The 11,698-nt window shown below is 41.8% G+C and carries 14 protein-coding genes and 1 pseudogene; 2 read left to right on the top strand and 13 right to left on the bottom strand.

The window, feature by feature from the left end:
• Positions 1 to 13: 13 nt before the first annotated feature.
• The 10 genes and pseudogenes from JEU79_RS24265 to queC form a co-directional block, all read right to left on the bottom strand.
• The gene (locus JEU79_RS24265) at positions 14 to 334 is read right to left on the bottom strand and encodes a hypothetical protein (protein ID WP_198266502.1); all 321 of its coding nucleotides are present in this window, start codon (positions 332 to 334) and stop codon (positions 14 to 16) included.
• 140 nt (positions 335 to 474) lie between these two features.
• Positions 475 to 939, bottom strand: a complete 465-nt coding sequence (locus tag JEU79_RS24260) for a peroxiredoxin (RefSeq protein WP_198266501.1) — start codon at positions 937 to 939, stop codon at positions 475 to 477.
• A 285-nt stretch (positions 940 to 1,224) separates the two neighbouring features.
• Positions 1,225 to 1,893: a hypothetical protein gene (locus JEU79_RS24255; RefSeq protein ID WP_198266500.1), complete on the bottom strand. Its 669-nt coding sequence runs from the start codon at positions 1,891 to 1,893 to the stop codon at positions 1,225 to 1,227.
• Positions 1,886 to 2,835: pseudogene (locus JEU79_RS24250) on the bottom strand (IS1595 family transposase). The gene JEU79_RS24255 and the pseudogene JEU79_RS24250 overlap by 8 nt, the downstream one beginning before the upstream one ends.
• 42 nt (positions 2,836 to 2,877) lie before the next feature.
• Complete coding sequence (locus JEU79_RS24245) at positions 2,878 to 3,027, bottom strand: hypothetical protein (RefSeq protein WP_198266499.1); 150 nt, start codon at positions 3,025 to 3,027, stop codon at positions 2,878 to 2,880.
• Positions 3,028 to 3,096: 69 nt separating this feature from the next.
• Positions 3,097 to 3,852: a tRNA (cytosine(32)/uridine(32)-2'-O)-methyltransferase TrmJ gene (gene trmJ, locus JEU79_RS24240; RefSeq protein ID WP_198266498.1), complete on the bottom strand. Its 756-nt coding sequence runs from the start codon at positions 3,850 to 3,852 to the stop codon at positions 3,097 to 3,099.
• Positions 3,853 to 3,873: 21 nt separating this feature from the next.
• The gene (locus tag JEU79_RS24235; RefSeq protein ID WP_198266497.1) at positions 3,874 to 4,194 is read right to left on the bottom strand and encodes a hypothetical protein; all 321 of its coding nucleotides are present in this window, start codon (positions 4,192 to 4,194) and stop codon (positions 3,874 to 3,876) included.
• Positions 4,194 to 4,853 carry a 7-carboxy-7-deazaguanine synthase gene (gene queE, locus JEU79_RS24230; protein WP_198266496.1) on the bottom strand — a complete coding sequence of 220 codons (660 nt, stop codon included), beginning with the start codon at positions 4,851 to 4,853 and terminating at the stop codon, positions 4,194 to 4,196. The genes JEU79_RS24235 and queE overlap by 1 nt, the downstream gene beginning before the upstream one ends.
• Positions 4,854 to 5,082: 229 nt before the next feature.
• Positions 5,083 to 6,228, bottom strand: coding sequence for a 6-carboxytetrahydropterin synthase (locus tag JEU79_RS24225; RefSeq protein WP_198266495.1), 1,146 nt, complete (start codon positions 6,226 to 6,228; stop codon positions 5,083 to 5,085).
• Between the two features lie 30 nt (positions 6,229 to 6,258).
• A complete protein-coding gene (gene queC / locus JEU79_RS24220; RefSeq protein ID WP_198266494.1) occupies positions 6,259 to 6,954 on the bottom strand; it encodes a 7-cyano-7-deazaguanine synthase QueC in 696 nt (231 codons plus the stop codon).
• A 239-nt stretch (positions 6,955 to 7,193) separates the two neighbouring features.
• Here queC and cobO point away from each other — a divergent pair, with 239 nt between their 5' ends.
• Positions 7,194 to 7,796, top strand: coding sequence for a cob(I)yrinic acid a,c-diamide adenosyltransferase (cobO, locus tag JEU79_RS24215; protein WP_198266493.1), 603 nt, complete (start codon positions 7,194 to 7,196; stop codon positions 7,794 to 7,796).
• Between the two features lie 97 nt (positions 7,797 to 7,893).
• On the opposite strand, the gene JEU79_RS24210 is transcribed toward cobO, so the two are convergent.
• From JEU79_RS24210 to JEU79_RS24200, 3 genes are all read right to left on the bottom strand, one after another.
• Positions 7,894 to 8,139 (bottom strand): TIGR02647 family protein, encoded by a 246-nt coding sequence (locus tag JEU79_RS24210; RefSeq protein WP_198266492.1) that lies wholly within the window; start codon positions 8,137 to 8,139, stop codon positions 7,894 to 7,896.
• A complete protein-coding gene (locus tag JEU79_RS24205; protein ID WP_343075028.1) occupies positions 8,136 to 8,939 on the bottom strand; it encodes an MBL fold metallo-hydrolase in 804 nt (267 codons plus the stop codon). The genes JEU79_RS24210 and JEU79_RS24205 overlap by 4 nt, the downstream gene beginning before the upstream one ends.
• A 212-nt stretch (positions 8,940 to 9,151) precedes the next feature.
• Positions 9,152 to 10,015, bottom strand: coding sequence for an HDOD domain-containing protein (locus JEU79_RS24200; protein WP_246540707.1), 864 nt, complete (start codon positions 10,013 to 10,015; stop codon positions 9,152 to 9,154).
• 147 nt (positions 10,016 to 10,162) lie between these two features.
• On the opposite strand from JEU79_RS24200, the gene JEU79_RS24195 reads away from it, so the two are divergent.
• Entirely contained in the window at positions 10,163 to 11,683 is a 1,521-nt protein-coding gene (locus JEU79_RS24195) for a fumarate hydratase (protein ID WP_198266491.1), read from the top strand.
• Positions 11,684 to 11,698: the final 15 nt, after the last annotated feature.

Here is an 11,698-nt window from a genome sequence, read left to right as displayed (position 1 = left end):
CACGCTTTATAGTTCAACTGTCATCAACATCGAGATAACCACGCTCAATAGCAACTTCCAGAGCAATGGATGCTTCGAGCAATTCTTCATAGGTTTCACGCATATTTTTTAACTGTTTGATTTGTGTTGCATCGGGCAATTTGCCATCTTGTTTATTAGATAATTCAAACAAGCCCTGCAAATATTGGGCGCGTGACTTGGCTACCATACGGATCACAGGATTTAAGTCACCTACTTTGAGTTCAGCTATTTTAGGATTAATTTCTTCTCGGTTAATTTCCCGAATCGCTTGTTCAAATTGTAATAAGAGTCGATTAGTATCCAATTCACTCATTGAGTCATGATCCATTAAAAATTAAGTAATTATTTATGATTAAATCATAATGCCAGTTCAATAAAGTATAGATGGATATAAATAAATTACCAATGCTAGCCATAGGCGGGATTGCCGTGCCATAAACATAATAATTGAATTTAAAGTGTGCGGATTTTTTCCCGTACGGCTTGTGCATGTCCATCGGCTGAAACACCGTATTCAACATCGGCTAGATTTCCTTGCTTATCGATGATAAACGTCGAGCGGACAATGCCCATTTTTTTAATACCGTTTTTTTCTTTCTCTTGCCATACACCATAAGCATTACAGAGTTCACCCGATGTATCGGCTAATAACATGACCTGCAATGCATATTTTTTTATGAAGGCCTGATGAGAAGCACAATCATCCTTACTGACACCAATAATTAGCGTATCTAATTGAGCAAACTCATCAGCCAGTGCAGTAAATTGATTCGCTTCGATGGTGCAGCCCGTAGTATCATCCTTTGGGTAAAAATATAAAACAACGTTCTTCTGTCCAATAAAATCGGCTAAATTAATAGTTTCATTCAATTCGTTAGCAGTACTAAAACTCGGTGCGACGTCATGCGTATTTAACATTTATTATTTCCTTAAGGGGTTATTATGTAGTGAATTAGGGAATCTTAATCTCATGATAATCCTAAAAAAATCAGTTGAACCTACTGTGACCGCCTTATGCACTGAATCTTAAGGATTTTCCAGAACATTTTGACTTTACCCGTAGGGTGACTACGAATAAAGCCAAAATAACCTGTAAAACCCTTAATCTTCAGCGCCTAAGTCGCTCTCGCTACGATTCAACTGATTATTTTAGGATAATAGATATTATTATAAATGTATAAGTATAACATGTAAGTTTAGAGTCTATTGTCTAGCTTGAGCATCCGGTGTAGGCTCAGTTGTTTTTTCCTCAACTTCACTTGCTTCTTGCGCTTCTTTTTCTTCTTGCTGCAGTTTATTTGCAATGGTTTTAGTGACTTGTAGTGACATGAATTCAGTTTGTTCGATCAGCTCTATTATTCTAGGGTGAGAATTCAAGCCGGAACCTTTGAGGGCATGTTGAATATGATAGTATTGTTCTTTGGCTAGCATGGCATTCTTTTTTTCGACGGCATCATTGGCGAGATCGGAATGAAATTGGAATATTTTTTCACAGCGTAAAAGCTTAACATCATTGATATGCTGTCTTAACTTTTCGGGCTTGATGTGTGAATACCAGATGCGTGAATTGAGCATGCGGATCAGACGACCCATTTTGATCAATTTCTTTTTGAACTCGGTCTCATCTTTGACATTCGTATTGCTATTGCTCTTTTGTGGATTTCCCTGAGATTCTTTTGCTTCTTCAATGAGCATTTGAATACCTCGAAAGTGGCGGTCTAAAGATTGAATGGTTTGCAGGCGCACCATAATTTCATTGGCAAGCAATTGATTGATGCCATCATCGATGTCACAGTTTTTTAAACCATCAAGCAAGTCACTGAGTTCATCCAGGCCTTGCTTGATGCGTAAAATCTTTACTTGATTACCCATAAAGCTCCGCCATTTTTAGGAGCTTTCCATTCATAGGTGGCGTTTTCATCGCCACGCATAAAAACCTTGGCATCATGTCTTTTAAGTTAAAGCGTCTATTAAACCGATAACAACATTCAGCAAGATACCGAGGTAAATGTTTTGAGTTAATGGAATGATAGCTTCCCTTCATAGAGTTTTTAATATTACCTATCATAGTGTTAACCCAGATAAACTCAATTTTATCAACACTTGCCGCACCACCACCCGTGACGATTGGAACATGCTTACAGTCAGCTTCTTTAACTGCAGGAAAACAATTTAACCCATCTGAGTAAACAGTACTTCCAGGTGTTAAATGAGTTTGTGCCCATCGTTTTATTTCACTGGATTTAAACCCTTTAAGCACATTTAAATTCATTGCAATCGGGTGTCCATCTTCATTAGTAGAAACGGCTGCAACGAACGGTGTTTTATTTTCTGAACCACGACCTCTGGAGCCGCCTCTGTGCTCACCACCCCCCAGTAGGCATCATCAATTTGAATGATGCCTGATAAAGGTTTACTGTCATCACGTTCTTTCATAACCTGCATGATCTTTTGTTTCATACTCCAGGCTGTATTGTAGCTTACCTTAAGCTGTCTCTTTAATTCTAATGCTGAAACCGCTGTCTTCAATTGAGTCATAAGATGAATCGCTAAAAACCACTTAGATAAAGGCAGTTTGGTACTATCAAATATTGTCCCACAGGTTGCTGATGTCTGATGATGACAATGGTGGCACTGATAAAGATGGCGATGTTCTAGAGTGCAATAAGTCTTATTGCCACACTCTGGGCAAACAAATCCATCAGGAAATTTCCATTTAAATAAGGCTTGTCGGCACTGTTTGTCAGTGCCATAATCATTAAAAAGCTCAAATAAACTATAACCTTCTTGAAACTGAATTTTATTTTTTGACATCATTCTACTCCACACATAATCTATACTTTAATTATAGTATAATTATCGAAATATGGCGGAGCTTTGTGGGTAATCAAGAATCTTTATGCGTTTTTCACGTTGTTTTTGCTCATAGGCTTCTGCGATGCTATTGACGAAGAGCGTCAGCATCAATAAGCCTCCAATTGTCGCAAATATCAGATATTCATCCATAGGCGCCTTAGTTCATAAGAACAGTTTTTATCCGTTCATGATCAAAGGGCGTATTAGTAGAATGTAACCCTAAGACTGGTCGTTAGATTTTTTTTCGATGGCGGATAATATGCCACGTAAAATATTTAATTCTTTTTGATCGGGTCGAGCACGGTTAAATAAACGCCGTAGTCTTTGCATCATCTGTCCCGGATGATTAGTGACAATAAAATCCACATCCGTTAAAATTTTTTCTAGGTGTTCATAAAAATATTCCATGTCCTGATGCTCAGGATAGTCATAGATATATTCTTTGGGTTGGGTGCGTTTTGCTTCTGTGGCCTGAAAAATTTCATAGCAAAAAGTTTGCACCGCTGCCCCAAGGTTCAGTGATGAATAATCAGGGTTAGCCGGAATATAGCCATGAAAGTTACATTGCTGTAAGTCCTCACTTTGTAAACCGCAACTTTCCTGACCAAAAATGATAGCTACCTGAGCATCAATTGCTTCTGCCGCAATGCGTTCGCCACTTTCTCTGGCGGTTAATAAGGGTAGACTCATGCCCCGATCACGGGTGCTAGTACCCACCACTAAGTGACAATCACTGATTACCTCACTTAGGGTATCGGCAATGATGGCTTTTTCTAAAATATTTGTTGCGCTGGTGGCGCGGATATAAGCTTCTTTGCCTAAAGTACAGATGGGATTGACCAGATAAAGGCGTGATAGCCCCATGTTCTTCATGGCGCGGGCAACAGCGCCGATATTACCGGCAAACTGTGTATTGATTAAAATGATACGGACATTATCAAGAGGATTATCCGAATGAGTGCTTGTTGCTGTCATACTGTCTCAATCTTATTTAATTTATTGTAAGCTCAGAATTAATGATTGTTTGATTTTTTCTTTCAAATCATCGCTGGCATTGCCTTTAAATTCCATTTCGGGTTGCTTGGACAATAGGCCACTGCCATTAATAATGAGTATGTCAGGCTTATTAATGCGTGACAGTTGTTGCAGATCGTATAAAAACTCTGAGGGAATATGCTCACTATTTTGCGTGATGATGCCCTCTTCAATGATTATTTTAAAACGATCCTTACGCTTCTTACGTAAATATGAAATAAGAAAAAAATCCAAAATGAGTAATACAGTAACGCCGATAATAATAACCGTTAAGGTATCCATTATTTAAGCCCTAATAATTTATGTGTTTGCAGAGATATACGCCATTGAGGGTGATCCAGACAGTATTGAATGACATCAGGCAAGTGGTTGATGTCATCACCCTCATCAATAGCTTGTAAAAAAAAGTGCTGAAAGTCCAGCGCTTCAAACTCAGCAGGTGGCATATTTTTCAGTGGGAATAACAATTTTAATTCATTGCCGCTGCGTTGTAGGAGCTTGTCGCCTTGCTTGGGGCTGACACAAAGCCAGTCAATTCCCTGGGGGGCGATGATAGTCCCATTGGTTTCCACTGCAACTTCAAAACCTGCCTCATGCAGGTGGTGGATTAAGGCTTCATCCAGTTGTAACAAGGGTTCACCGCCGGTGAAGACTACATAGGGCTTGATACGTGAGGGATGATTTGTTCCCCCATTGTTAGTATTAGTCCAAGTTTGAATAATACGCTCAGCCAGTACTTGAGCATTCGCAAATTTTCCACCGCCCTCGCCATCTGTACCGACAAAATCAGTATCGCAAAAAGGACAAACGGTTTTATGACGATCTTTTTCTAAGCCGCTCCATAAATTGCAACCTGTGAAGCGGCAAAATACTGAGGCACGCCCTGTTTGAGCGCCTTCGCCTTGCAAGGTGTAAAAAAGTTCTTTGACGGAATAGCTCATGTTGTTTTATCTATATAATCGCTCAATGTTTTTATGCTTCTTCATATTATTGCGTACTGGTAAAATTCTAGTAACTTGCATTCAGAGCGTAGGGTGGGCACGTCTTTTGTGCCCACGCAGGACAGACTTACAAGCTTATAAGTATTCCTCCGCGTGGGCAGATAAAGCCATGCCCACCCTACAATTTTATGCTTATCAATAGGTAATATTGTGAAGCACCTTGTTTATTTTAATCAGGCAATGCCGGGCCTTCTTCGCCCCAATATAGGATTGCTCCACAGCCGGGTGTTTCAAATAAGTCGATACGATCCAGTTGGGGTAAGCTATCTGCCATTTGTGCTTTTATCCAGTAGAGCAAACTAGTGACATCAGCATCTTCAATGCCATCCAATAAATCCAGTTGATGATGATCCAATTGTTTATAAATAGGTTTAAATAAACTTTTCACATCACCATAATCCACTGTCCAGCCCATCACTTCATCCAAGGGGGCGGTCAAATGTAGACGAATCAGATAGCTATGACCATGTAATTGCCTGCGTTTGTCATTTTCTGGAACACACTTGAGCCTCAAGGCGCTTTCAAAGCGTTGTTCTTTCCAGATGCGGTAATGGTCGCCATTATAGTGACAGCCGGAAGTATGGGTTTCATAGACTGTTACCCAGGATAATTGTTCAAAATCAGGTTTTAGTTGTTGCCATATCCAACGGGCCAAAACTTCTGAGGTGGGATTTTCCAGACCGGGAATATCATTCAGACAGGTATAGTCTAGTTGTTGATGTAATGTTTGCCAGAAGTGATCAATTTGCGCAAAATCCACCCCCATGTCAGCGATGTTTTCTGTTTCTGACGGTGAAGCGTTGGCAGCTGAAGCCTTAGAGGTTGCGCTGTTATTGAGATCTTGATTGGCATGTAAAATTACCTCAAAGCCATGGCCATGCATATTGCCACAGGGATGGCCTTTGGGTACATTGGGCAATTGGTGTGCGGCCTCAAAACGAAAACGTTTCCAGATATGGGCATGACCCTGATTATCCAGATCCACACCGCAATCATGAGTGCTTTGGATGGCAACGCGATCAATGCCTTGCAAGTCGGTTTTGTTATGAATCCAACGCGCTAGATTTTCATCGGTGGGGATGTCTAATTGCTGGTTTAAAAAAGTATAGTTAAGCGGTTCAATGGTATTTTGTAAATGGGCTTTGAGAAAGCTCACCGGTTCATCAATGCTTTGAGTGGCGCTGATAGGAACGCGCACAGATGCGGTATAACTATGGCCATGTAATTGGGCTGCAGGGTGTGCTTCGGGTAGTATGTCTATCTGACAGGCGGCTTCAAAGGGGACGGTGGCCAGATAAAAAATTTGCTCGCTCATAACTTGGTCTTAGTCTTAATGGTTTAAATGCTAGTTGCTAAAATATTGGCAACGCTCAATGAGCGGATCAGTGCGTTTTGCTTCGGCAAAACCTTTGGCGCGTAATAAACAGGCCTGACAGTGACCGCAGGGTGGTTGTTCGCCATTATAACAGGTATGGGTATAGGCCATAGCATCCATTGCTCCCAATTTTTCAGCTAAGAGCACCGTATCGGATTTATTCAGGTTCATCAGTGGTGTATGGATGGTAATATTGTATTCCATACCCAGTCGCAAGGTGTGTTCCAAAGAGCTGAGAGTGTTCTCCCGACAATCCGGATAGCCACTATAATCCGTTTGTGCCACACCGGTGATCAAATGCTCGATGGAACGCTGATAGGCATAAGCAGCGGCAAAGGTGAGAAATATTAGATTACGGCCAGGGACAAAAGTATTGGGTAGCGTAGTTTTGTCTGAATCGTTGCTTTCTGTTGCTTCATCTGCCACCTCAATGCTATCGGTTAGAGCATTACCACCCAGTGCTGCAAACGTATCAATGGGTAGAATGGTATGGGCAATGGCGGCAATTTCAGCCACTTTTTTGGCGGCATCTAATTCAATTTTATGGCGTTGTCCGTAGTCAAAGCTGAGACTGCTGACATTTTCCCGACCAAATTCTTTAATAGCCCAATACAGACAGGTGGTGGAATCCTGGCCACCGGACAAAACGACTAAAGCCTTACTCATAAACCTCACCTTGCGACCACTTAATTGACTAAAAATCAGTATACTGCAAATATATACCCATGACACTTGGAAATGCACCCCAAGGGCACTTCTTTCAGGGCGCAGCAAGGCATTTCCAAGTGTCATGGGTCTACTCACACTGCCTTAACATTTAGCGATTGAGAAATATCATTCAAAAGCCTATTATAAGCGCAATTAGGCTAACGGAATACTCCGGATTTAATGAAGTTGAGAGAGAAATGAGCGAAGAAAAAGCACAGCGCCATAATGAGCGCATGAAGCGGCATAAAAAAGTGGTGGATGCCAAAATTGAGAAAGCCACCATTGAGCAGGGTGTGGTGATAGTGATCACTGGCAATGGCAAGGGGAAAACCACCTCGGCATTGGGCACTTTGCTCAGAAGTTTAGGGCATGGTCACCAATGTGCTCTGGTGCAATTTATTAAGGGGCAGTGGGATTGCGGTGAAACGCGATTTTTTGCAGGCACTCAGAATTTAGTGAGCTATACCATGGATACGGGCTTCACTTGGAATACGCAGAATTTTGAGCAGGATAAACAGGCGGCGCTTGATGTCTGGCAACAGATCAAGCCATTATTCAGTGATCCGAATTGTCATTTGATTGTGCTGGATGAAATTACCTATATGTTCAAATATAAGTATCTTGATATTGCTGAATTGGTGACGGCCATTAACAATCGTCCCAAGATACAAAATGTCATTATTACCGGGCGAGCAGCAGCCAAAGAGCTCATTGAATTAGCCGATACAGTGAGTGAGATCAATCCGGTGAAACATGCCTTTAATCAAGGCATTAAAGCACAGGAAGGCATTGAGTGGTAGTGAATCACTGGCAGAGCTGAAGGCTTTTTAATGGCTGAAGGCTCTTAATACGCTGAAGGCTCTTAATAGCTGAAGGCTCTGCTAATGATTGATGTGCTTAGGCTTGCTGGTTTATGGTATCTAGTACCGTATGCAAGTGTTCGACCATTTCACGACCGCTATCGGTTAGATAGCCACCATCTAATTGGGTGATAATACCCTTGTTAAAAAGTGATTGTGCGGACTTCACTAATATTGGGTCAGCGTCGTGATGAATTTTTAAACCTTCTATGTGTGATTCTTCAGGGAATTTGGACAATAGTTTAATTTCATCAAATAAATCTTCTGGATAAGTCTTAATCATAGTTCGATAACCATACCTTCTTTGGCAAAAAACGCTTCCATATCACCACAATGTTCCTTATTACAGAATTTTTCTGTTAATTCGTCCAATTGTTCATCGGTACGAAGTGGATCGTGGTGAAATAAGGCCAGTTTTTTGACTTGTTTTTGTTGAGCCGCCTGACAAACATATTCGACATAACCATGTCCCCAGCCGGTGTATTTTTGTTCATATTCTTCTTGAGTGTATTGGCTGTCATGTACTAACAGATCGGCACCTTCGTAGAATTGTTCAATCATAGCATTTTGTTCGTTGGCAACCAAGTCACCTTCTCTGGCCATTTCTTCATCATAGTCCGGATCATCGGGATCGGTGATGAATACATTACGGAAAACTTCGGTATCATAGGCGGTACAAAAGACTTTGCCCTGATACTCAATGCGATAGCCCAAGCATAATACTGGATGGTTCAAGTATTTGGTTTTAATGATGATACCATCACCTAAATCAATTTCTTCTTCTTTGAGGCTGAAATATTGAATATTGGCTGCCAGCTCTGCTTCACGAATGGGAAAATAACGATAGGTCATTTGCCCACCCACGACTTTTTCTAAGGTATCTTCTTCGTAAGTTACCGGACCATAAACACGAATATGGGTGCCGGGGATATAGGCAGGCACAAAAAAAGGAAAACCCATAATGTGATCCCAGTGGGTGTGGGTCAAAAATAGGTGTGCTTCTACGGGTGGTGGACGGTTCATGAGCTCATTGCCCAGTTCTCTAAGGCCTGAACCAGCATCAATGATGATCAGTCTATTCACTTCAGGGAAGAAGATCTCAAGGCAGGGAGTATTTCCCCCATATTTTACGGTAGAGCTTCCGGGGCAAGGGATTGAACCCCTGACACCCCAGAACTTTATTAACATTTTCACATTTAGACCTTGAACTTATGTACCCTATAAGCCTGAGCTTTTTATATTCTGTATTTTAACAGTTATTTTAATTGTTGTTTTAACTGTTTTCTTAATTAATGTTAAGCCAGTTTAAGAAAAATAGATGCTTTTTCAATTGCTTCTTGAATAGTCTCATGTAATGACACTAAAGTCTCCCATGATAGCGGATTTTGCTCAAAAAGTAAGGCAATTTGTTCTTCTGACTCAAAGTGATTGCCAGCAGAGCCAATGCTAAAAATATTAGCATAAAGATCAGCAATTGCCACACTGGAAATTAACAGCCTGTGAGCTTGGTCTGATTTTTCCGGTTGGTGGTGGTATTTCATGGTTTCGACAATACTATCGCCTAACTTCCATTTGCCGGCAATAATACTGCCAAAGTGTTGGTGGTTAGAACTGAAAATGGCTGTTTCCGCTTCATACAGAGGTATTTGTTGCTCATAGGCACTTGCCAGACAGCAGTCATATTCATCACTAAAACAATGCGCCATGGGTATTTTACCCAAATCATGTAATAAGCCTGCCAGAAAATACTCTTCACGTTGATTGGCAGGTACTTTTAGTTCCACTGCAATGGCCTTGGCGGCAACCCCGACACAAATTGAGTGCATCCAAAAGTCATCCATAGAAAAACTGGACTGATTACTTTCTTTCATGGTGCCTAAAACAGCGGTACTCAGTGCCAGATTTTTTACTGTATTGAGCCCTAAAACAATGATCGCACGGGTTAGAGAGGTAATTTGATTGGGTAAGGCATAATAGGCGGAATTAATCAGCTTGAGGACATTGCCCGTTAATATCGGATCGAGGGAAATGATTTTATTCAGATCATTGGCCGAGACATTAGGCTGATCACAAACTTCCAGCACTTTGGTGACGGTGGTGGATAAACTAGGCATTTTATCCACATAATCATGAATGATTTGTAAGTGTTGTTCAGACACAAATATCCTTATTTTCTCTATTTTTCTTATTATTTAGGAACACGTTGCTATAACTATAGCTGTTTATAAAAAAATTACCTAACTGAATTTATTGATCACATTATGCTATGATCATATTAGCTCAACACCGTGGGGAACAGAATCATCATGACGACCATCAAACAAGACGATCTTATCCAAAGCATTGCTGATGCCTTTCAATTTATCTCTTATTATCACCCCAAAGATTATATTCAGGCATTAGGTGCAGCCTATGACATGGAACAGTCAAAAGCAGCCAAAGATGCCATTGCCCAGATTTTATATAATTCCCGTCTCTGTGCTGAAGGGCATCGCCCCATTTGTCAGGACACGGGCATTGCGGTGGTGTTTTTAGATATTGGTATGCAGGTGCAATGGGATGCCAATATGAGTTTGGATGAGATGATCAATGAAGGCGTTCGCCGCGCTTATACACATCCTGATAATGTTTTACGTGCTTCGGTGTTATCCGATCCTGCGGGGGCGCGCATTAACACCAAAGATAATACCCCGGCAGTTATTCATACACGCATCGTGCCAGGCGACAAGGTCAGCGTAAAACTGGCTGCCAAGGGTGGCGGCTCCGAAAACAAGGCCAAATTTGCCGCCTTGAATCCCAGTGATGATCTGGTTGAATGGATCATCAAGTCGGTGAGCGAGATGGGCGCAGGCTGGTGTCCGCCGGGGATTATGGGTGTAGGAATTGGCGGTACACCAGAAAAAGCCATGCTACTGGCTAAAGAATCACTTTTAGAACCGGTCAACATTCAAGAATTAATACAGCGATCTCAAAATGGTGCTGAACTCAGTCGTCCGGAACAATTACGCCTGGAATTATATGAAAAAATTAATGCTCTTGGGGTTGGTGCACAGGGCTTAGGCGGGCTAACAACGGTTGTTGATGTCAAAGTGCTGGATTATCCAACCCATGCTGCGTCATTACCGGTGGCCATTATTCCCAATTGTGCCGCGACCCGACATACCCATTTCGTTTTAGATGGCTCCGGTCCTGCCGTATTTACCCCTCCTGCTCTGGAAGATTGGCCTGCAGTGACCTGGACTGCTTCACCCACGGCACGGCGGGTGGATTTAGATTCCTTGACCCATGAAGACGTACAAAATTGGAAGACAGGCGAGCAATTATTGCTTAATGGCAAATTGCTCACCGGGCGAGATGCAGCTCATAAACGCATTGTCGATACGCTGGCCAAAGGTGAGTCACTGCCAGAGGGGGTGAATTTTAAAAATCGCTTTATTTATTATGTCGGCCCCGTTGATCCTATCGCAGGTGAATCCGTTGGTCCCGCAGGGCCTACAACGGCGACTCGTATGGATAAATACACAAAAACTATGTTAGCTGAGACCGGTTTAATTGGCATGATCGGTAAGGCAGAGCGAGGTCCTATTGCCATTGAAGCCATTAAAAAACATCGCGCGGTATATTTAATTGCCGTGGGTGGTGCAGCGTATTTAATTGCTAAGGCGATAGAAAAATCAACGGTGATTGCCTATAAAGAACTGGGTATGGAAGCCATTTATGAATTTGAAGTGAAAGACATGCCAGTGACGGTTGGTGTTGATGTGCGGGGTGATTCAGTCCACCTGAGTGGACCGAAAAAATGGTCGAAGTTGATTAGAAAAGGCTGATTTTAGCTGTGCAAT

The sequence above is a fragment of the sulfur-oxidizing endosymbiont of Gigantopelta aegis genome (assembly GCF_016097415.1).
Taxonomy (GTDB): domain Bacteria; phylum Pseudomonadota; class Gammaproteobacteria; order GRL18; family GRL18; genus GRL18.
The sequence above is the reverse complement of the archived record's forward strand: the minus strand, read 5'-3'. Positions and strand labels throughout refer to the sequence as shown.